19 protein-coding genes are annotated in these 20,813 nt (G+C 43.4%); 18 read left to right on the top strand and 1 reads right to left on the bottom strand.

Annotated features, from left to right (window positions below; translation table 11 throughout):
• The first annotated feature begins 29 nt into the window (after window positions 1-29).
• The 14 genes from acpP to umoD all read left to right on the top strand — a co-directional run bounded on the left by acpP (window position 30) and on the right by umoD (window position 12,610).
• The gene (gene acpP, locus MNY66_RS09395; protein ID WP_047256946.1) at window positions 30-266 is read left to right on the top strand and encodes an acyl carrier protein; all 237 of its coding nucleotides are present in this window, start codon (window positions 30-32) and stop codon (window positions 264-266) included.
• A 78-nt stretch (window positions 267-344) separates the two neighbouring features.
• Entirely contained in the window at window positions 345-1,595 is a 1,251-nt protein-coding gene (fabF, locus tag MNY66_RS09390; RefSeq protein WP_072057361.1) for a beta-ketoacyl-ACP synthase II, read from the top strand.
• 232 nt (window positions 1,596-1,827) lie between these two features.
• Window positions 1,828-2,652, top strand: coding sequence for an aminodeoxychorismate lyase (gene pabC, locus MNY66_RS09385; protein WP_241500728.1), 825 nt, complete (start codon window positions 1,828-1,830; stop codon window positions 2,650-2,652).
• Window positions 2,653-2,693: 41 nt separating this feature from the next.
• A complete protein-coding gene (mltG, locus tag MNY66_RS09380; protein ID WP_241500727.1) occupies window positions 2,694-3,710 on the top strand; it encodes an endolytic transglycosylase MltG in 1,017 nt (338 codons plus the stop codon).
• A gap of 14 nt (window positions 3,711-3,724) precedes the next feature.
• Complete coding sequence (tmk, locus tag MNY66_RS09375) at window positions 3,725-4,360, top strand: dTMP kinase (RefSeq protein ID WP_047256942.1); 636 nt, start codon at window positions 3,725-3,727, stop codon at window positions 4,358-4,360.
• 3 nt (window positions 4,361-4,363) lie between these two features.
• Complete coding sequence (gene holB / locus MNY66_RS09370; RefSeq protein ID WP_047256941.1) at window positions 4,364-5,356, top strand: DNA polymerase III subunit delta'; 993 nt, start codon at window positions 4,364-4,366, stop codon at window positions 5,354-5,356.
• 51 nt (window positions 5,357-5,407) lie between these two features.
• The gene (locus tag MNY66_RS09365; RefSeq protein ID WP_241500726.1) at window positions 5,408-6,199 is read left to right on the top strand and encodes a metal-dependent hydrolase; all 792 of its coding nucleotides are present in this window, start codon (window positions 5,408-5,410) and stop codon (window positions 6,197-6,199) included.
• Between the two features lie 73 nt (window positions 6,200-6,272).
• Window positions 6,273-6,623 carry a purine nucleoside phosphoramidase gene (hinT, locus tag MNY66_RS09360; protein WP_047256939.1) on the top strand — a complete coding sequence of 117 codons (351 nt, stop codon included), beginning with the start codon at window positions 6,273-6,275 and terminating at the stop codon, window positions 6,621-6,623.
• Window positions 6,624-6,689: 66 nt separating this feature from the next.
• The gene (locus MNY66_RS09355) at window positions 6,690-7,094 is read left to right on the top strand and encodes a YcfL family putative periplasmic lipoprotein (RefSeq protein ID WP_241500725.1); all 405 of its coding nucleotides are present in this window, start codon (window positions 6,690-6,692) and stop codon (window positions 7,092-7,094) included.
• A gap of 15 nt (window positions 7,095-7,109) precedes the next feature.
• Window positions 7,110-7,685 carry a penicillin-binding protein activator LpoB gene (gene lpoB, locus MNY66_RS09350; protein WP_241500724.1) on the top strand — a complete coding sequence of 192 codons (576 nt, stop codon included), beginning with the start codon at window positions 7,110-7,112 and terminating at the stop codon, window positions 7,683-7,685.
• A 19-nt stretch (window positions 7,686-7,704) separates the two neighbouring features.
• The gene (locus tag MNY66_RS09345) at window positions 7,705-8,583 is read left to right on the top strand and encodes a phosphotransferase (protein WP_241500723.1); all 879 of its coding nucleotides are present in this window, start codon (window positions 7,705-7,707) and stop codon (window positions 8,581-8,583) included.
• A gap of 55 nt (window positions 8,584-8,638) precedes the next feature.
• Complete coding sequence (gene nagZ, locus MNY66_RS09340) at window positions 8,639-9,655, top strand: beta-N-acetylhexosaminidase (protein WP_047256936.1); 1,017 nt, start codon at window positions 8,639-8,641, stop codon at window positions 9,653-9,655.
• A gap of 519 nt (window positions 9,656-10,174) precedes the next feature.
• Window positions 10,175-11,479, top strand: a complete 1,305-nt coding sequence (locus tag MNY66_RS09335; RefSeq protein WP_047256935.1) for an NAD(P)/FAD-dependent oxidoreductase — start codon at window positions 10,175-10,177, stop codon at window positions 11,477-11,479.
• Between the two features lie 540 nt (window positions 11,480-12,019).
• The gene (gene umoD / locus MNY66_RS09330) at window positions 12,020-12,610 is read left to right on the top strand and encodes a UmoD family flagellar biogenesis regulator (RefSeq protein WP_047256934.1); all 591 of its coding nucleotides are present in this window, start codon (window positions 12,020-12,022) and stop codon (window positions 12,608-12,610) included.
• 78 nt (window positions 12,611-12,688) lie between these two features.
• On the opposite strand, the gene mfd is transcribed toward umoD, so the two are convergent.
• On the bottom strand, window positions 12,689-16,135 hold the full coding sequence (mfd, locus tag MNY66_RS09325) for a transcription-repair coupling factor (protein WP_047256933.1): 3,447 nt from the start codon (window positions 16,133-16,135) through the stop codon (window positions 12,689-12,691).
• A gap of 193 nt (window positions 16,136-16,328) precedes the next feature.
• Here mfd and lolC point away from each other — a divergent pair, with 193 nt between their 5' ends.
• The 4 genes from lolC to cobB all read left to right on the top strand — a co-directional run bounded on the left by lolC (window position 16,329) and on the right by cobB (window position 20,688).
• Window positions 16,329-17,531, top strand: a complete 1,203-nt coding sequence (lolC, locus tag MNY66_RS09320) for a lipoprotein-releasing ABC transporter permease subunit LolC (RefSeq protein WP_047256932.1) — start codon at window positions 16,329-16,331, stop codon at window positions 17,529-17,531.
• Window positions 17,524-18,225 (top strand): lipoprotein-releasing ABC transporter ATP-binding protein LolD, encoded by a 702-nt coding sequence (lolD, locus tag MNY66_RS09315; protein WP_047256931.1) that lies wholly within the window; start codon window positions 17,524-17,526, stop codon window positions 18,223-18,225. Before lolC ends, lolD begins: the two co-directional genes overlap by 8 nt.
• The gene (lolE, locus tag MNY66_RS09310) at window positions 18,225-19,472 is read left to right on the top strand and encodes a lipoprotein-releasing ABC transporter permease subunit LolE (RefSeq protein WP_047256930.1); all 1,248 of its coding nucleotides are present in this window, start codon (window positions 18,225-18,227) and stop codon (window positions 19,470-19,472) included. The genes lolD and lolE overlap by 1 nt, the downstream gene beginning before the upstream one ends.
• 349 nt (window positions 19,473-19,821) lie before the next feature.
• Window positions 19,822-20,688 carry a Sir2 family NAD+-dependent deacetylase gene (gene cobB / locus MNY66_RS09305; RefSeq protein ID WP_047256977.1) on the top strand — a complete coding sequence of 289 codons (867 nt, stop codon included), beginning with the start codon at window positions 19,822-19,824 and terminating at the stop codon, window positions 20,686-20,688.
• Window positions 20,689-20,813: the final 125 nt, after the last annotated feature.

Raw genomic sequence — 20,813 nt, 5'->3', positions numbered from 1 at the left:
AAGCGAGTTTTGATAGGAATTTTAATAGTATGAGCACTATCGAAGAACGCGTTAAGAAAATCATCGTTGACCAACTGGGTGTTAAAGAGGACGAAGTTGTTAATACGGCTTCATTTGTTGATGACTTGGGCGCTGATTCTCTTGACACAGTTGAGCTGGTTATGGCTCTCGAAGAAGAGTTCGATTGCGAAATCCCTGACGAAGAAGCTGAAAAGATCACTACAGTACAGGCTGCTATCGACTACGTCTCGTCCGCAAGCAACTAATACTTATATACCATATCTAGGCGGTCACTCGACCGCCTATGTTTATCCCTTAACTTTTTCCCTCCTTGGAGGATAAGCGTGTCTAAACGTCGAGTCGTCGTAACTGGACTGGGCATGTTATCTCCTGTCGGCAATACAGTTGAATCATCATGGAAAGCTGTTTGTGACGGACAGAGTGGTATCAGCCTTATCGAGCATTTTGATACTACTAACCATGCAACGAAATTTGCTGGGGTAGTAAAAGAATTTAATCACGAAGATTATGGACTTTCCCGCAAAGATGCGCGGAAAATGGATCCATTTATTCAGTACGGGATTGCCGCAGGTCAACAAGCACTGCAAGATTCAGGGCTGGAAATAACAGAAGCCAATGCTACTCGTATCGGTGCAGCGATTGGTTCTGGTATTGGTGGATTAGGTCTTATCCAAGATAACTGTGAGTCTCTTGGTGCAGGTGGCCCACGTAAAGTGAGTCCTTTCTTTGTGCCTTCAACGATTATTAATATGGTTGCGGGTCACTTAAGCATCATACATGGTTTTAAAGGCCCATCAATTTCGATTGCTACTGCTTGTACCTCGGGTGTTCATAATATCGGTCATGCTGCGCGTATGATTGTTTATGGTGATGCTGATGTGATGATAGCGGGCGGTGCGGAAAAAGCGACCACCCCTTTGGGTGTGGCGGGTTTTGGTGCAGCGAGAGCATTATCGACGCGTAATGATGACCCGCAGGCGGCAAGCCGTCCTTGGGATAAAAATCGTGACGGTTTTGTGCTTGGTGACGGCGCGGGCATTATCGTGCTCGAAGAGTATGAGCATGCTAAAGCGCGTGGAGCCAAGATTTATGCTGAAATTGTTGGCTTTGGTATGAGCAGCGATGCTTACCACATGACGTCACCGGCAGAAAATGGTGAAGGTGCGGCATTAGCGATGGTCAACGCATTGAAAGATGCTCAGATCAGTGCTCAGGATATCGGTTACATCAATGCTCATGGCACATCAACGCATGCCGGTGATATTGCCGAAGCTCAAGCGGTTGAAACGGTCTTTGGGGTGGGTACCGATGTGTTGGTCAGCTCGACAAAATCGATGACCGGCCATCTATTAGGTGCGGCTGGCGCAATTGAATCGATTTTCACCATTTTGGCGTTAAGAGATCAAATTGTCCCGCCGACAATTAACCTCGATGAGCCTGATGAAGCATGTAAACTGGATTTTGTCCCTGGCGCTGCGCGTAAAGTTGAAAATATGGAGTACGCACTGTGTAACTCTTTCGGCTTTGGTGGCACTAATGGCTCACTTATTTTCCGTAAAGTGAGTGACAGCTAAATATTTGTTAGTGTGTATTCTTTGATAGTGGGGATTTTTAACCTGCTATCAAGCGGCTAACATGTGACTAATAAATATTAGTTAAAACAGTCATAACGACAAATATCCTGAAAGCCTCGGCATTTAACCGCCGAGGCTTTTTTGCATCGGACTTATCAGTCAGCTGAATTGACTCACTCCTGAATTGATATTACCATCTGATTTATCAGTATTAATTTAATTAAGAATAGCGATGACCTATTGGATTAATGGCAGCAAAACCGACACATTGTCCGCGGGCGATCGTGCTGTACAGTTTGGTGATGGTTGTTTTACTACTCTGAAAGTAGAGCGCCAACAGATAGTCATGCTGGAGCAGCATCTTACGCGCTTGCGTACCGACACGACGCGTTTGCGTTTGCCGCCCCCAGATTGGCAGCAACTTCGCGCCCATTTAGTCAATATTGCTGAGCAACAATCCGAGACGATGGTGCTGAAAGTGATTATTAGCCGTGGGCAAGGCGGTCGGGGTTACAGTAGCGCGAATTTTACTGCACCGACGGTGATTGTTTCTGTCAGTCCTTATCCCCATCATTATCCATGTTGGCAGCAAGCGGGCATCGAATTGATCCTCAGCCCCATCCCCTTGGGTAAAAATCCCTATTTAGCCGGTATCAAACACCTTAATCGCTTAGAGCAGGTGCTTATCAAACAATATATCGATGACCAACAGGCTGATGAAGCTTTAGTCGTTGATATTGACGGTTTATTGGTGGAATGTTGCAGTGCGAATATATTCTGGCGTCAGGGAGAGCAGGTATATACGCCATTGCTCGATAACGCTGGCGTGAATGGATTAATGCGTCAGCGTATCATACAGTTACTGGCGGATAGCCCATATACACTGCAGCAGGTGGCTGAGTCCCCACAGGCGTTAGCTCTGTGTGATGAGGTGCTGGTATGTAATACACTAATGCCAATTATACCGGTAAACGCCATTCGGTTACCGGAATCTTCCACTGTTTGGCATTATCAGTCACGGCATTTATTTAACTATTTGTTGTCAAGTTGCCAATAATTAATGCCAAATCAGCCCATAGGTTCAAAAATAGGTAAGCAATGAAATTAGCAAAACAGATAACTATTGGGGGGGTATTTATTGCCGTGGTAGCGGCGGCGACCCTGTATGTTCTTTATCAGCAGGTGGTAAGCTATGGGCATGAGCCAATCACCTTAAATGAAGATAAAATCTTTACGGTACCCGCTGGAACCGGGCGTATTGCGCTGGAAGGCCTATTAGTAGATGATAAGATTATTGAAAAAAGTCCGGCATTCCAGTGGCTGCTAAAATTACAGCCTGAACTGGCGCAATTTAAAGCTGGAACGTATCGGCTACAACCTAAGATGACTGTCACTCAATTGCTGGCATTATTATCGAGCGGTAAAGAGGCTCAATTTACCATTCGTTTTATTGAAGGTAGCAAGCTCAGTGATTGGTCAGCAATATTACGAGACGCGCCGTATTTAACCCATGAAACTGAAGGGAAATCCTTGGAGCAATTAAGCGAATTGTTGGCGATAGAAACGCCAGATTCGCTGGAAGGATGGTTTTATCCTGATACTTATCACTATACCGCCAATACCAGTGACTTGGATATTTTAAAACGGGCGCACCAACAAATGAAAAGCGCTTTGGATCAAGCTTGGAAAGGGCGAGACAAAACATTGCCTTATACACGTCCTTATGAAATGCTGATCATGGCATCTATTGTTGAAAAAGAAACCGGTGTAGAGCACGAGCGTTCCAAGGTGGCCTCCGTATTTACTAATCGATTGAAGAAAAATATGCGGTTACAAACTGATCCGACGGTAATTTATGGTTTAGCCGATAAATACCGAGGCACGATTTATCGTAGCGATTTAAATAATTATACCCCGTATAATACCTATCTTATCGATGGATTACCGCCAACACCGATTGCGATGCCCGGGCTGGCCTCGCTCAAAGCGGCGGCACATCCTGCGACCACTAACTATTTATATTTTGTGGCCGATGGCACGGGTGGACATACATTCAGCACTAATTTGAACGATCATAATCGTGCGGTTAAAGTGTATCGCCAGTTACAAAAATAACATTAATGGATAGCATGAAAAATCATTACATTGTCATTGAAGGTCTAGAAGGCGCAGGGAAAACCTCCGCGATTAATACGGTCGTTGATACGCTGGCGGAGGTTGGGGTGCATAATATCACTTTTACCCGCGAGCCAGGAGGCACGCCGTTAGCGGAGAAACTGCGTGATTTGATAAAACAGGGGATAGAGAGTGACCCTGTCACAGATAAGGCCGAATTATTAATGTTATATGCGGCGCGAGTGCAACTGGTAGAAACCGTGATTAAACCAGCGTTAGCCCGTGGGTGCTGGGTGGTTGGTGATCGTCATGATCTCTCCTCGCAAGCATATCAAGGCGGAGGACGCGGTATCGATCAACAACTGATGCAGTCGCTGAGAACCTTGGTACTTGGCGAGTTTAAACCATCGCTGACTTTGTATCTGGATTTAGATCCTGAAATTGGCCTACAACGCGCACGTTCTCGCGGTGAATTAGACCGAATTGAAAAACAATCTCTCGACTTTTTTCATCGTGCGCGGGCGCGATATTTAGAATTAGCCGCGGCAGATGACACTATCCTGACTATCGATGCCAGCCAAAATTTCGAGCAAGTTCAAGCCAGTATTCGCCAGACATTACAGCAATGGCTTGCCCAGCAGGAAGCATAATTGATGAACTGGTATCCGTGGCTGAATAAAATCTATCGCCCGATAATTAATGCTTATCAGCAAGGTAAGGGGCATCATGCGTTACTGATCCATGCGCTTGACGGAAATGGAGCTGATGCATTGTGCTACGCTATTAGCCGTTGGTTAATGTGTCAGTCGCCCGACGGATTAAAAAGCTGCGGCCATTGTCACAGTTGCCGTTTGATGTTAGCAGGTACACATCCTGACCACACCGTGCTCAGCCCGGAGAAAGGCAAAACCAGTATTAGCGTGGATGCGGTCAGAAAACTGATCGAAAAATTGTCCTCTCATTCTCAGCAAGGCGGCGCTAAAGTCGTGTGGATCCCCAACACTGAAGCTTTAACCGATGCGGCGGCGAATGCATTGTTAAAGACGCTGGAAGAACCCGCGCAATCGACCTTTTTTATTTTGCAGTGCCAGCGACCAGAAACGTTGCTGGCTACGTTGAGAAGTCGCTGTTTTTATCATTATCTTGCTGTGCCTGACAGTGATAGCGCTTGGTTTTGGCTGCATAAAAACTTCCCCCAAGTGCCTTACTCCGATGCAGTAACTGCGTTACGTTTATCGCAAGGCGCACCTGTGGCCGCGGCTAAGTTATTAGAAACCACTCATTGGCAGCAACGCCAGCAATTTTGCCATGCATTATCGGCAGCGTTACAGCAGCAGGACATGTTATCGTTATTACCGGCATTAAATCAGGAGGGGATGACAACTCGACTTTATTGGTTGATGGGGCTACTCACTGATGCGATGAAATACCAACAAGGGGCAGCCGAGTTTTGCAGTAATCAAGATCAGCTCCCTTTAATCGCCCAACTTGCCAACATACAGGCGCCCTCTCAATTGTTGGCTGCCTTTGATAAATGGCAAACTTGCCACCATCAATTACTGACAGTAACCAGTTTAAATCAAGAGCTGATACTGACTAACCAGTTATTAGATTGGGAAAAATCGTTAGTTATGACGTCAAAATAATTGACCAAAATAGCTTTAAAATAAAAACACCGGTAAAAATAAGAGTTAAATATGTTTTTAGTTGATTCGCACTGTCATCTCGATTGCTTAGATTATGAAAAATTACATACTAGCGTCGATGATGTGATAGCCAAAGCTCAGCAACGTGATGTCCAGTTTATGTTGGCCGTCGCAACGACCTTGCCGGGTTTTGAGAAGATGAAAGATCTGATTGGATCGCGGGATAATGTGGCTTTTTCATGCGGGATCCATCCACTGAATTTAGACGAAGGTCATGATTTTGAACGATTGGCTTCGCTAGCTGCACAATCTGAGGTCGTGGCGCTAGGTGAAACCGGTTTAGATTATTATTATCAAAAAGATAATGCTGAATTGCAGCAAACCTCGTTTCGTCAGCATATTCGTATTGGTCGTCAATTGAATAAACCGGTGATTGTTCATACTCGCGATGCCCGTAACGATACCTTAAATATTCTGCGTGAGGAGCATGCCGAAGAGTGTGGCGGCGTGTTACATTGCTTTACTGAGGATAAACAGACGGCAGTAGAATTGCTGGATTTAGGTTTTTATATCTCATTTTCTGGCATTGTTACTTTCCGTAATGCCGAGCAAATTCGAGACGCCGCGCGCATTGTACCACTCGATCGTATTTTAATTGAGACGGACTCACCGTATTTAGCGCCTGTTCCTCATCGTGGTAAAGAAAATCAGCCTGCATACGTTCGGGATGTTGCTGAGTATATGGCGGTATTAAAAGGTGTCAGCGTGGAACAACTGGCCGAAACCACTACAGAGAATTTTAATCGTCTGTTCCATTTAAATGTCGATCAGCCAGCTGAGTAAGTTTGAGCCCGGCGCTAATTATCTGCTAGCTATTACCTGTTTAGCTATTATCATTCTATATTAGGGGATTAAAATGTCAGAAGAAACTATTTTCAGTAAAATTATTCGTCGTGAAATCCCAGCCGACATCGTTTATCAAGATGAGTTTGTGACTGCTTTTCGCGATATAGCGCCGCAAGCACCGACCCATATACTGATTATTCCCAATAAATTAATTCCAACAGTTAACGATGTCACCCCTGAGGATGAACAGATGTTGGGGAAATTATTTGTGGCAGCCGCTAAAATTGCAGAACAAGAAGGTATTGCTGAAGATGGATACCGTCTGATAATGAACTGCAATAAACATGCGGGACAAGTGGTTTATCATATTCATATGCACTTAGTGGGTGGACGTCCATTAGGCCCGCTATTAGCAGAATAGTGGATTCATTGCAGGCGAGTGTGCCGAGAGTAATTCGTCTAACTCGCTGATAATAGGCTAATACTAATGCGTAAACAACTCAAGGAATTCAGTTTATTAGGGGTAATAACTCTAATGCTGGTGATGCTTACAGGGTGTTTGAGTAATAAGCAAAATGGATTGAATTTAAATCAAAGCCAATTAGTGGTAATGGAGCCTTCGGTACTGGCCAGTGGCGTGATAGTCGAGACCCCGCGCATAACGCAGCAGAATAACGGTATGACGTCCGCCAGTATTAGTATTAGTAATGTTCATCATCAACCAGCGAACATTATGTATCGTTTATATTGGTATGATGCCAATGGCTTGCGTATTGGCAAACCGAAAGATAATCCGCTAACGCTGGCAGCGGATTCGGTTAAAATCATTGTGGCTGATAACCCTGCGCCACAGGCTAACCATGTGCGTATTTATGTATTTTTACCGAATTAATTCGCGGAGAGAGTGATGAAACGGATCTTATTGGTTATGGCTGCCAGCGTATTACTGGCAGGCTGTCCTTCAACCTATATGCCTGAAAATAAAGCCCCAGTAGAAACGGTAACCCCTCCGCCAGAGGTTGAACCTGTTACCCCACCACCGGTTGATGTGGTTCCTATTCCACCGAAACAAACGGCGGTCGATTGGTCAGCCGTTGTTGCTCCGTTGATCACACAAATGGCCTCAGCTGATAGTGTAGATAGCGGCAAGATCTTATTAGTTGATTCAGTAAAAAATAATACTAACGGCGCATTGCCAGTTGCAAAAGTGACTTCGGCGATTGTGAATACTGTCGATAATACGGGGCGCTTTAATTTGGTGCCGCAAGATGTGGTGGTCAGTGCACGCAAGGCGTTAGGCTTATCTCAAGAAGATAGCTTAGTCACCCGTAGTAAAGCCATAGGGCTTGGGCGTTATGTACAAGCTAATTATGTGCTATATAGCGTGGTGTCTGGCAGTAAAGATAATCGTGATATAGAAATGCAATTGCTGTCGGTACAGAGTGGCGAAATTTTATGGTCAGGCGACGGCAAAATTGACTAATAACATTTTGGGGAGCTCGGTGATTGATAGCACCTCTAGCGACCCGGCTATAATTTCGTTATTAGATTTATTGCACGCTCATTATCCACAAGTCCGGCTAACACCATGGTCTATCACACCATTAGCCGGGCTGTCTGGTGGTACTTATTTGCTGGCTAACGGTATTGAGAAGCTTATCGCGCGTTCACAAAACGTGACTCAGACTAATTTATCTGTGTCGCGGAAAAAAGAGCATGCTATATTGCGGCAGTTAAACGATTTTGACGCTGCACCCCAGGCGATAGCCGTGAATCGGCAGTGGCTGCTGGTGGAATGGTTACCGGGTATCTCACCTGAGACGTCGACATTCTATTCTGCCGATTTTCAACGCCAATTAGCCCAGCTAGTCGCAACATTACATCAGCATCATCGTTTCAGTTATCATTTGCCATTGCGCGAAGAAATTAGCCATTATGCGCGTTGGATTGACCCGCGCCGTAAGACCCCCGCAGGGTTAAGATTGCATCGGCATTTTATGCGCTCACCGCTACCAAAAACGCTTAAAATCGCCCCTGCCCATATGGATATCCATGCCGATAATTTGCTTATATCACCCTCCGGCCAGTTATTGTTACTGGATTGGGAATATGCGGCGAATACCGACATCGGTTTATCCTTAGCTTGCTATTTTAGCGCCAATAATTTAAGCCTTGAGCAACGACAGATTTTTTTATCCCACTATTGTTTGGATTATCATGCGTATACTGATTTATCCGGGCTAGAAAATCAGTGCCAGTTATGGGAACCTTGGGTAAAATACATGATGCTGATGTGGTATGAAGTTCGTTGGCAGCAGAGTAAAAATGACCAGTTTCTGCAACACGGACAGCCGCTAAGACAGTATTTCGGTTTATCCTGAGTTATCAGGCTGAGAAATATCAAGAACATTTTATATTAATATAGCGAGGCATGTTATGGGTCCGATAATGTTGGATGTTCAAGGGTACGAATTGGACCAAGAGGAGCGTGAGATTTTAGCACATCCACTGGTAGGTGGTTTGATCCTGTTCACCCGTAACTATCATGATGCACAGCAATTAAGAGAATTAGTTCGGCAGATCCGCGATGCTTCTCGGCATCGTTTGTTGATTGCTGTCGATCAGGAAGGGGGACGAGTTCAGCGTTTTCGCCAAGGATTTACTGCGTTACCCTCCGCACAATCGTTCGCCGCATTAAATGATGCTTATACGGGAGCTAAATTAGCCGAGCAAGCTGGCTGGTTGATGGCGGCAGAAATGATTGCTATGGATATCGATTTAAGTTTCGCGCCAGTGCTGGATTTAGGTCATGGCTGCATAGCAATTGGCGAACGTGCCTTCCATGAAAATGCTGAAATTGCTATGGTCATGGCCGAGCATTTTATTAAAGGCATGCGTTCTGCCGGCATGAAAACTACTGGAAAGCATTTTCCGGGGCACGGTGCCGTGAAAACTGACAGTCACAAAGAGACTGCCCGCGATGAACGAGCTGCCGAGGTGATCCGCGGGCATGATATGTCTATTTTTACTGATTTTATTCAGCGCGAATTACTCGATGCTGTAATGCCAGCCCATGTAATCTATAGCCAGATTGATGAACGCCCAGCCAGTGGGTCGCCATACTGGCTGAAATCAGTTTTACGTGAGCAGCTAAGATTTGATGGGGTGATATTTTCTGATGATTTGTCTATGGAAGGGGCGGCGATTATGGGCACCTATCCCCAGCGAGCGCAGGCGGCGCTAGATGCTGGTTGTGATATGATTTTAGTGTGTAATAACCGTCAAGGTGCTGTCAGTGTGCTGGATAATTTACCAAAAATGCCTGCTTCGCGCGCGTCTATGCTGTATCACAGCGGTCGTCAATATTCATTAGCCGAATTACAAGCTAGCAGCCGTTGGCAGCAAGCAAATGGTGCTCTAACAGATTTACATCGTCGTTGGAATGAACAATAAGTCGTGCTGATTACCATCAATTGATTAAATTGATGAGTTTGAATTGATTTATTTTGTGCTAAAGCATGCCCAGTGACAATGCTGGGCATATTGATTTTAACTGTGTTTTTATCCTCTTACGTCGATTTTTGAGAATAATTAATAATTGTCTTTTTTATTTTCGATTTTTTATTCTGTAAAATATTAGTCATTGAAATTTAATTATTTTTTAGTTCCTCAATGATTTTCCTTCCGATTAGCCTGATTAATAAATTCATTGCATATTCTATGTTTCGCTTAGCAGTCAATGCTTCGCGAGAGAAATATATCCATCAGGATCAAATGATCAAAAAGATTTGACTTTGTGACCGATGTCATAATAATCAATTAAATTGATTTGTATCAATTTTGGTATGACCAAATAACCGGCCATGTTATTCTTTATCACAAATCAGATTATGTTTTGTCAAATTAGGTTATTTAATTTTTTTGTCTACAGAATACTTAAATAACATTAATTTATTTTGCAGTGGAGTTTATATGGCATCTGTACAACCAAAAATTATTATCGTCGGCGGTGGCGCGGGTGGGCTAGAGCTGGCAACACGCTTAGGTCGCAAGTTAGGGCGTAAAAAGAAAGCTGAAATTACGTTGGTCGATCGCGAACATAGCCATTTGTGGAAGCCATTACTGCATGAAGTCGCTACGGGCTCATTAGATGATGGCGTTGATGCATTGAGCTATTTAGGGCATGCCCGTCAAAATGCCTTTAATTTTCAATTGGGCTCATTAACTGATATTGATCGTGAAAATAAAACGATTACGTTAGCTGAGTTACGCGATAAAAATAATGAGCTGTTAGTCCCAGAACGTCAACTAAGCTATGACTTTTTAGTCATGGCGCTGGGCAGTACCTCTAATGACTTTGGGACACCGGGCGTAAAAGATAACTGTATTTTTCTCGATAATCCGCATCAGGCTCATCGATTCCATGATGAGATGCTTAATTTATTCTTACGCTATTCAGTGCGTGATAATGCAGAAGAAAAAGTTAATATTGCTATTGTCGGCGGTGGGGCGACGGGGGTTGAGTTGTCAGCTGAATTATATAATGCTGTTGAGCAGCTCACTAGCTATGGATTTAAAGGGTTGGATACCGATGCGTTGAATGTCACGCTAGTAGAAGCAGGCGAGCGAATTTTGCCGGCATTACCTGTGCGGATCTCATCTGCTGCTCATCAAGAGCTTAATAAAATGGGCGTGCGTGTCTTGACTAAAACCATGGTAACCAGTGCTGATGCTGACGGGCTGAATACCAAAGATGGTGAGAAAATTAATGCCGACTTAATGGTTTGGGCTGCGGGGATTAAAGCACCTGATTTTATGAAGGATATTGCTGGGTTAGAAACTAATCGAATTAATCAGCTGGTGGTTAAGCCAACCCTGCAAACGACGCGTGATGAGGCTATTTTTGCTATTGGCGACTGCGCTTCTTGTGCCAAAAAAGAAGGGGGTTTTGTGCCCCCGCGCGCGCAATCGGCGCATCAAATGGCGAGTTGCTGTTATGAAAATATTTTGGCTATTTTGCGCAATAAACCGCTAAAAGAATATGTTTATAAAGATCACGGCTCATTAGTTTCTTTATCGCGCTTTAGTACCGTGGGTAGTCTGATGGGTAATTTAATGCGTGGCGATATGATGGTTGAAGGACGCATTGCTCGTTTAGTGTATGTTTCTTTATATCGTTTACATCAAATCGCCTTGCATGGTTATATTAAAACCGGTCTGATGATGTTAGTTGGCAGTATCAACCGAATTATTCGTCCACGGTTAAAATTGCACTAAATTTCATGTATTAACAACAAGTTAAATTTTATTAATTTGTATTATTATATATTCATTCAATTGAATAAAAATGGCATCCTAAAAGTGAATATCCACACTGATTAAGATGCCATTTTTGTAACTGATTTTTTGTTATCCTAGTTGTATTCAATCATTTTTCTTATCACTAATCCTCTGGCTAATTGTTTTTAAATTAATTTACCACTTGTTATTGTCTTTACTTGTACTAATTATTGCTAATTTACTCGCATAATAAAACCGTTTTAAGTTGAATGGTGATTTATTAAACTAATCTTGCTAAATAATAGTCGATTCCCATTTCTGATGGTATAAATTTGATTATAATAACATTGTTAAATAGTCATAATGTTTTATCTATAGATAAAAATAGTTAAAATATGTCAAAAAAAGAATGTAACTCTGCTAAATATGATTTTTATTGGCGTTATTTTGAATAAAAATTCAATATAAACGCTATACTATTAGCAAATGTACCGAGACTGACAATGGTGATTGAATTGTGGAGCATGAGGCCTGTTAATGGCAAAATATAAACTCTCTTTTATTCTTTTAGCCACAGTAGCCTTACTGCTGCTGGGATTAATTATCGGGTTAAAATCAGGGTCAAAACCGCACCTGGCGACAGTTTTATCGGTCGATCCTATCATCGTGACCCAAGTTATTGAGAATGAGCACTGTGATATTGCTGGATTTATTGGTCCATTTAATCGTGATCATTTAGCACGTTATCATCCAGCAGAAAAAGAGTGTGAAATCTTCTATATGATAGAGAAGATCCAAGGGGTGCGTATGACAGATTATCCGAAACGCCAATTTAGCCACTGCATCATTACCCAGCAAAATATTTCGGTGATAATTGGCTATGATGTCATTTATCGAATTGGCGATACCTTAGGTAAGGTGAGAAGCCCTTATGATCCAGGAACCTTTATTCCACTGGATGAAAAAGGACAGTTGATATTGGATCTACCACTGAAGAAACTGTGTGAAAATGCGATACGTAACAAAGAGGTTACACAGCCATTCTATTGTTTAAGTGGTTTATTAGTAGCAAACTCACTAGAGCCGGTACAATCGCTGAAAATATTACCCGCTAAGACATATCATTAATAATCCCCAGAATGTATAAATTGAGCCGAGTAGGCAAGAGATGCCATACTCGGCTGATATTTTACCAACTACGAACTATTAACCATTTAATTGATGTTCGCTAAACTCGGTCAATAAGTTTTTCAAAAATTCAATCCTGGCCATTCTATCGCTTAAATCGAGAATAAATTTCAGTTTACTTGGCCCATCTAAACGGTAGGTTTGCGGAGCGCTTTGTAATAAACCGATTAAGAAACTTGGATCAACTTTATTGCGTTGACTGAATTCAATAAAGCCACCTTTTTCATGAGCTTCAATCCGTTTGATCCCTAAAATATTAGCTTGGAGGCGTAATGCCGCAGAGGCCAATAAATACTTACCGGCATCGGGCAATAAACCAAAACGGTCAATCAGTTCAATACGTAGCTCATTAAGTTCGGGTTGATCTTGCGCACTGGCTATTCGTTTATAGAAGGAGAGCCTGATATTGACATCATGGATATAATCCTCAGGTAGAAGTACCGGCATACGCAGCTCAATCTCTGTTTGCTGCTGGGTTAAATCTTCCAGTGAAGGCTCTCGCCCATCTTTTAGAGCTTCAACCGCACTTTCTAACAACTCCATATACAGCGTAAAACCGATGGTGGTCATTTGTCCGCTCTGGTCATCCCCGAGCAGCTCACCGGCGCCACGGATTTCTAAATCATGAGTCGCCAATGCAAATCCAGCCCCGAGATCTTCTAAAGATGAAATAGCCTCCAAGCGTTTTTGTGCGTCGGTGGTCATCGCTTTTGGATGCGGAGTTAATAAATAGGCGTAGGCTTGGTGATGAGAACGCCCAACGCGACCGCGCAATTGATGCAATTGTGCCAAACCAAAATGATCGGCACGCTCAATAATGATGGTATTAGCACTCGGTATATCGATACCCGTCTCGATAATTGTCGTACAAATTAAGACATTGAAACGCTGATGATGGAAATCGGTCATAACCCGTTCTAACTCACGCTCGCGCATTTGACCATGACCAACGACAAAACGCGCCTCGGGGATCAGTTCTTCCAGCCGATTTTTGGCTTTTTCGATATTTTCGACATCGTTATACAGATAATAAACTTGGCCGCCACGCATCACTTCACGCAGAATAGCCTCACGGATCACCAGCTCATCATATTGCCGTACAAAGGTTTTTACCGCTAAGCGTCTTGCGGGCGGGGTAGCGATAATTGATAAATCACGCATACCGCTCATGGCCATGTTTAGGGTACGAGGGATCGGTGTTGCGGTAAGCGTCAGAATATCCACATCGGCGCGCATAGCTTTGATCCGTTCTTTATGACGGACCCCAAAACGGTGTTCTTCATCGACAATTAGCAGCCCTAAATCTTTCCATATAATATCATTTTGCAATAACTTATGTGTACCGATAAGTATATCCACTTTACCGTCGATAGTGTCTTGAATAACTTGTTGTTGTTCTTTGGCCGTTCTGAAGCGTGAGATCATTTCTATTTGGATTGGCCAATTAGCGAAACGATCACGGAAATTATCATAATGTTGTTGGGCTAATAATGTTGTTGGCACCAATACTGCTACTTGTTTGTGATTATTGACCGCCAGAAAGGCAGCGCGCATCGCGACTTCGGTTTTACCAAAACCGACATCACCACAAACTAATCTATCCATAGCAATAGGTTGGCACATATCGCTCATTACTGCATTGATAGCTTGTTCCTGATCCGGAGTGGTTTGATAAGGGAATCCTTGGCAGAAAATTTGATATTGTTCACGGTCTTGTTTAAACGCAAAGCCGGGCTTCGCAGCACGTTGAGCATAGACATCCAATAGCTCAGCGGCAACATCACGAACTCGTTCTGCGGCTTTTTGGCGAGCTCGGCTCCAGCTATCACTGCCCAGTTTGTGCAGTGGTGCATTTTCATCGGCTCCTCCCGAATACCGACTGATCAAATGCAGCGACGAAACGGGGACATACAGTTTATCGTTACCGGCGTAGGTTAAAATCAGATATTCGGCTTTTACGCCACCGGCTTCTAGCGTGGTTAATCCTTGATAACGACCCACACCGTGTTCGATATGTACCACCGGCTGGCCGGGACGTAATTCGGCTAAGTTACGAATTAGCGTATCGGTATTGATACTGCGTTTGGTCTCAGAACGACGACGAGTAACGCGTTCGCCCAATAAATCACTTTCGCAGATAAGAGCGAAGTTATGCTGATTATCAATAAAACCGTGCTCAGCAGGTCCGATCATGATAGTAAAACGTGAATTTTGCCGTTGATTAAGCGAATCAATCGACTCAGGGCGAATTTTTATCCGAGCCAGTAACTCAACTACAGATTCACGTCGGCCTTCACTTTCTACCGAGAAAACAATCGCTCCTTTAAAGGTTTCGATAAATTGGCGCAACTTATCTAATGGCGATTTACTTTGTCCATTGACGCTGATATCGCTCAATAATTGATATTGTAAATTAGTATGTGCGGCTTTAGTGGTTAATTTATCTTGGGATAATTGCACCCGTGGCCACTTTTTAATCTGTTGATTGACCTGCTCTAAGGTTAGCCATAATTCGCTCGGTGCTAACAAAGGGCGCATCGGATCGACTTTTCGACTGTCGAAGCGTTGCAGGGTATCAGCTTGAAATCGTTCGGCAGCGGCTTGAAAATCCTGCGAAATAAATAATGTATTTTCAGGGAAGTAGTCAAACAACGAAGGCAACGGTTGACTAAAAAATAAGGGTTGCCAATATTCAATCCCTGCGGGCAGTGTTTTTTTACTCACTTGCTGATAAATATGCTCAGCATCACGACGAACATCGAAGCGCTCACGCCATTGGCTGCGGAATAATTCGATAGCTTCCTGATCGGTCGGGAACTCATGTGCGGGCAGTAAATTAATCTGCTCAACTTCCGTTAGCGTGCGCTGGGTATCAACATCAAACGTTCGTAGACTATCAATCTCATCATCAAAAAAATCAATACGATAAGGAACTTCACTGCCCATTGGAAATAAATCGAGAAGTGCACCGCGTGTAGCATATTCCCCATGTTCAAGCACTTGCTCGACATGACGATAGCCGGCTTGTTCAAGCTCAGTACGCAATTTGTCACGCGAAAGTTTATCGCCTTTCGACATTAATAAAGCATGCCCTGCTAGATAGTCGGCTGGACACACTTTTTGCATTAAGGTGTTAATCGGAAGAATAAGTACACCTTTTTGCAACGTGGGTAGCCGGTATAAAGTGGCAAGTCGATTAGAAATAATTTCTTGATGCGGTGAAAAACTGTCATAAGGTAGCGTTTCCCAATCAGATAGCGTGTTGATGGGTAAACCGGTGAATTGTCGTATTTCATCACGCAAACGGAGGGTATTTTGCATGTCACTGGTAACGAGAACGACAGGTCCCTGATGACGTTCGATTATCTCTCCACATTCGATAGCACCAGCCGCACCTATCAGGCACCCTAGTTGGCGTACATCTCCGCTGCGCTGTGGGAGTTCATAACGGTATTTTGCAGACATAAAAGTTGTTAGCTTCTCATTGCGTGATGCCCCTCGACCTGAAAATCCCGGTACATTACTCTGAAAAATAGCAAGACAGGTCGAGATAGAACAAAAAAAACCACAAATCCGGGGGTGAGTGGTTCCATTCATCAATACTACCCTTTATTATCCCTGAACACTTCGCTTTAGCAACAGGGGCGTTACAGATTTCATGATCCAATCTGTCTCTTTATTTATAGGGCTACGTTATATGCGTGGTCGGGCAGTGGATAAATTTGGACGATTTGTCTCAAGTTTATCCGCTATTGGTATTACTTTAGGGGTTGCAGCGCTGATTACGGTAACCTCGGTTATGAGTGGGTTCGAACGTTCATTACAGGAGAGTATTCTAGCGTATATGCCGCAGGCGGTTATAACGTCAGACACAGGAAATATCGATCCCCATCAATATCCATCTAGCAGCTTGAAAAATTTGGCGGGTATCAATGACATTACCCCAATAGTGCAAGGAGAGGTAGTATTACAAAGCCGAAATAATGTGGGTGTTGGTGTGATGATTGGCATTCAGCCCGATGAACGTTCACCGTTATTAGAAAATTTACGCAATGGTGAGCGTGATTATCTACAGCCCGGGGCATATAATGCCATTTTGGGGCAGCAATTGGCCCAAACATTAGGGGTCAAACGCGGTGATCAAATCCGCATTATTGTACCGGGGGTCAGCCAATTGACTCCGATGGGACGTATGCCTAGCCAGCGTTTGTTCACGGTAGCAGGCGTATTTGCTACCCAAGGTGAAGCAGATACGAGCGAATTAGTGGTTAATCAACAGGATGCCGCACGATTAATGCGTTACCCTGCCGAGCATATCACCGGCTGGCGCTTGTTCCTCGATGAGCCTTTAGCGGTTGACCGATTAAGCCAACAAACGTTACCCGAAGGTTTAGTTTGGACTGATTGGCGTGAACGTAAAGGTGAGTTTTTTCAAGCAGTTAAAATGGAAAAGAATATGATGGGGCTGTTATTAAGCCTGATTATTGCCGTGGCGGCCTTCAATATTATTACTTCGTTATCACTGCTGGTCATGGAAAAACAGTCAGAAGTGGCTATTTTGAAAACCCTAGGATTAAAGCGGCGTAAAATTTTATGGATATTCATGATCCAAGGAGCTGGAGCTGGAATTATTGGTACTTTAATCGGTACGGTGATTGGCGTACTAATTTCCAGCCAATTAAATTTATTAATGCCGCTGTTCGGTTTATTACCATCGGGAATTCATTTGCCTATTGTTATTGATGTGACACGCGTTTTAGTGATTGCGTGCTCTGCTATTATTATTTCGTTGCTGGCGACCTTATATCCATCATGGCGCGCGGCAGCGGTTCAACCTGCTGAGGCTTTGCGTTATGAATAAAACCCCACTTCTTGTTTGCCAGAATCTTTGTAAGCGTTATCAAGAAGGGGCGCTGTCTACAGAGGTATTGAAAGATGTGAGTTTTTCAATCAATCCCGGCGAAATGTTGGCCATTGTCGGTAGTTCGGGGTCGGGGAAAAGTACACTGCTACATTTATTGGGCGGTTTAGATACACCTACCTCGGGCGAAGTTATTTTCAGAGAGAAAAAAATCAATCTATTATCTTCAGATGCACGCTCTGAATTACGTAATAAACAATTGGGCTTTATTTATCAATTCCATCATTTACTGCCTGATTTTAGTGCATTAGAAAACGTTGCTATGCCTTTATTAATTGGCGGTACTCCCAAAACTGAGGCCAATACTAAAGCGCTGGAGTTATTAGTGTCAGTCGGATTAGGTCATAGAGCTAATCATCGACCTTCAGAATTATCAGGGGGAGAGCGCCAACGTGTGGCGATAGCTCGGGCATTAGTTAATGATCCTGCTCTAGTTTTAGCCGATGAGCCAACGGGAAATTTAGATTTACGTAACGCAGATGCCATTTTTGAATTATTAGGCGAATTAAATCGTCGTCAAGGTACCGCATTTTTAGTGGTTACGCACGATTTAAAATTAGCTGCGCGTTTAGATCATCAATTAGAAATGCGCGACGGATTTTTACAGCAAGAAACCCCATCAGGAGCGCAATAATGGCTCGATTGCCGCTTTCTTTACTAACCGCGATCCGCTTTAGCCGTGGGCGTCGGCGAGCGGGAATGGTATCGCTCGTATCAATTATCTCCACATTAGGGATTGTACTTGGTGTGGCAGTATTGATTATCGGTTTAAGCGCCATGAATGGCTTTGAACGAGAATTGAAAAATCGAGTACTGGCAGTGGTGCCTCATGGGCAAATTTATGCTGCCAATCCACCGTATCAAAATTGGGATTACGCTTATAAAGCCATCGAAGAAACGCCTGGGGTGGCAGGTGTTAGCCCGTATATTGGTTTTACCGGTCTCCTAGAACGTGGCGTAAATTTGAAAGCTATTCAAATTATGGGGGTTTCGCTAGAGAATGAGGCTCAAGTTAGTTCATTACCTAATTTTGTATTAGATAATGCTTGGCAGCGTTTTCAGCCCGGAAAGCAACAGATTATTTTAGGTAGTGGCGTCGCGAATGCACTGAATGTTCACGTTGGGGATTGGGTGACCATCATGATCCCTAATACTGACGCCAGCCTGAAGATCCAACAACCGAAACGTATTCGGGTACAAGTTGAAGGTGTTTTTAAACTGAGCGGTTTGCTTGATCATCAATTGGCGCTAATTCCATTGCAAGATGCGCAAAAATATCTTGATTATGGTGAGGGGATTAGTGGATTTGAAATCAAAGCAACCGATGTATTTAATGCCGAACAAATAGTCTACGATGCCGGCATGCGTACTATGCACCATGTAGTGATTAAAAGCTGGATAGGCGATTATGGCTATATGTATAACGATATCCAAATGGTACGCAGTATTATGTACTTAGCTATGATTTTAGTTATCGGCGTGGCCTGTTTTAATATTGTTTCTACGCTGGTGATGGCGGTAAAAGACAAAAGTACCGATATCGCAGTACTGCGCACGCTAGGGGCTAAAGATAGACAAATTCGCGCGATCTTTTTGTGGTATGGCTTGCTGAGTGGGCTGGTAGGTTCGCTAATTGGTGCATTGCTTGGATGTATTATCTCATTGAATCTGACCACGATAATCAATGGATTAGAATTTATGATTGGCCATCCTATTCTATCCGGAGATGTATATTTTATTGATTTTATGCCGTCAGAATTAAATGCTATGGATGTGGTCTATGTTTTATGCACCACAGTGCTCCTCAGTTTATTAGCTAGCTGGTATCCAGCAAGGCGAGCAACAAAATTAGATCCGGCACGTATTTTAAGTGGGCAATAGCAGCGAATAACATTTAAATGCTGTAAAATTCGTCGATAACGGTAAAGCTTATTTTAGGCTGATAGTCGATAAAAACCGGTAATAATTGGATGTGATGGTACCAAAAATTACGGGTTATTGACCGGTGAAATAAAAAATTGCCGCAAAATAAGATGAAATGTACTAACATGATCGGCAATATTTGGAGTTATGGTTTAATTCAAACTCTAATCTAATTATGATAATTTAAACTTAATAATTAGTTAGTTTAGAATTTTTGCTCGGTAGATCTTAAACAAACGCGCTTCGATGTTAAGCTCGGTGAGTTGGCTGTTGCGCGAATGAATAAACACAAGGAAGCAATGTCATGATGCGTTATCGGCATCGTACGAAGAAGTTCAGAAAAATCAAGCATTTACGGCGTCAGCGCTCACGCGGCCGTCTGTTTTATCAAGATTACAAATCTACACCAACGACGTTGCCAAAGATTGTAGTTCTAACGGGCGCAGGTATCTCTGCCGAGTCGGGTATCCGCACATTCCGCTCTTCTGATGGCCTATGGGAAGAACACCGTGTTGAGGATGTTGCTACTCCAGAAGGCTTTGCGCGTGATCCCCTCTTAGTCCAAAATTTCTATAATGACCGCCGCCGTCAACTCCAACAACCTGATATACAACCTAATCCAGCCCATTATGCGCTAGCGGAACTTGAAAAAGTGCTGGGCGATAATTTTTTGCTGGTCACTCAAAATATAGATAATTTACATGAACAAGCTGGTAATCAGCGAATTATTCATATGCACGGCGAATTATTAAAAGTACGTTGTTGTGGCTCAAATCAAGTTCTATCATGGGAAGGCGATTTATCGGTGGATGATAAATGCCATTGCTGCCAGTTCCCTCAGCCTTTGCGCCCCCATGTTGTCTGGTTCGGCGAAATGCCTCTTGGCATGGATCAGATTTATCACGCTTTGGAACAAGCCGATATATTTATTGCGATTGGGACATCGGGACATGTATATCCTGCGGCAGGATTCGTCCACGAAGCCAAGCTCAATGGTGCGCATACGGTAGAGTTAAATCTTGAACCTAGTCAAGTTGAAAGCCAATTTGATGAGAAACATTATGGACTGGCAAGCCAGTTAGTTGATGATTATGTTGAGGTTCTATTACGTGCGGTGCAAGCATCAGCCAAGCAAGATCATGATGTTAAGGTAGCCAGAGTCGATTTGCTTTAATAGATTGAAATCATCTTTACTTTAGCTCTCGCGATAACTAAATAATTCGATGGGGATAATTATTCCTGTCGAATAATGGTTCATATCGAACTGATTATGCATATTAATCCCTTCATTAGCTGTAA

The sequence above is a fragment of the Moellerella wisconsensis genome (genome assembly GCF_022592395.1).
Classification (GTDB): domain Bacteria; phylum Pseudomonadota; class Gammaproteobacteria; order Enterobacterales; family Enterobacteriaceae; genus Moellerella; species Moellerella wisconsensis.
The sequence above is the reverse complement of the archived record's forward strand: the minus strand, read 5'-3'. Positions and strand labels throughout refer to the sequence as shown.

What these genes read in the sequence shown, in the direction of transcription:
- acpP (WP_047256946.1), top strand. Translation starts at nt 30, where the DNA reads ATGAGCACTATCGAAGAACGCGTTAAGAAAATCATCGTTGACCAACTG.
- pabC (WP_241500728.1), top strand. Translation starts at nt 1,828, where the DNA reads ATGACCTATTGGATTAATGGCAGCAAAACCGACACATTGTCCGCGGGC.
- mltG (WP_241500727.1), top strand. Translation starts at nt 2,694, where the DNA reads ATGAAATTAGCAAAACAGATAACTATTGGGGGGGTATTTATTGCCGTG.
- tmk (WP_047256942.1), top strand. Translation starts at nt 3,725, where the DNA reads ATGAAAAATCATTACATTGTCATTGAAGGTCTAGAAGGCGCAGGGAAA.
- holB (WP_047256941.1), top strand. Translation starts at nt 4,364, where the DNA reads ATGAACTGGTATCCGTGGCTGAATAAAATCTATCGCCCGATAATTAAT.
- MNY66_RS09365 (WP_241500726.1), top strand. Translation starts at nt 5,408, where the DNA reads ATGTTTTTAGTTGATTCGCACTGTCATCTCGATTGCTTAGATTATGAA.
- hinT (WP_047256939.1), top strand. Translation starts at nt 6,273, where the DNA reads ATGTCAGAAGAAACTATTTTCAGTAAAATTATTCGTCGTGAAATCCCA.
- MNY66_RS09355 (WP_241500725.1), top strand. Translation starts at nt 6,690, where the DNA reads ATGCGTAAACAACTCAAGGAATTCAGTTTATTAGGGGTAATAACTCTA.
- lpoB (WP_241500724.1), top strand. Translation starts at nt 7,110, where the DNA reads ATGAAACGGATCTTATTGGTTATGGCTGCCAGCGTATTACTGGCAGGC.
- nagZ (WP_047256936.1), top strand. Translation starts at nt 8,639, where the DNA reads ATGGGTCCGATAATGTTGGATGTTCAAGGGTACGAATTGGACCAAGAG.
- MNY66_RS09335 (WP_047256935.1), top strand. Translation starts at nt 10,175, where the DNA reads ATGGCATCTGTACAACCAAAAATTATTATCGTCGGCGGTGGCGCGGGT.
- umoD (WP_047256934.1), top strand. Translation starts at nt 12,020, where the DNA reads ATGGCAAAATATAAACTCTCTTTTATTCTTTTAGCCACAGTAGCCTTA.
- mfd (WP_047256933.1), bottom strand. Translation starts at nt 16,135, where the DNA reads ATGTCTGCAAAATACCGTTATGAACTCCCACAGCGCAGCGGAGATGTA.
- lolC (WP_047256932.1), top strand. Translation starts at nt 16,329, where the DNA reads ATGATCCAATCTGTCTCTTTATTTATAGGGCTACGTTATATGCGTGGT.
- lolD (WP_047256931.1), top strand. Translation starts at nt 17,524, where the DNA reads ATGAATAAAACCCCACTTCTTGTTTGCCAGAATCTTTGTAAGCGTTAT.
- lolE (WP_047256930.1), top strand. Translation starts at nt 18,225, where the DNA reads ATGGCTCGATTGCCGCTTTCTTTACTAACCGCGATCCGCTTTAGCCGT.
- cobB (WP_047256977.1), top strand. Translation starts at nt 19,822, where the DNA reads ATGCGTTATCGGCATCGTACGAAGAAGTTCAGAAAAATCAAGCATTTA.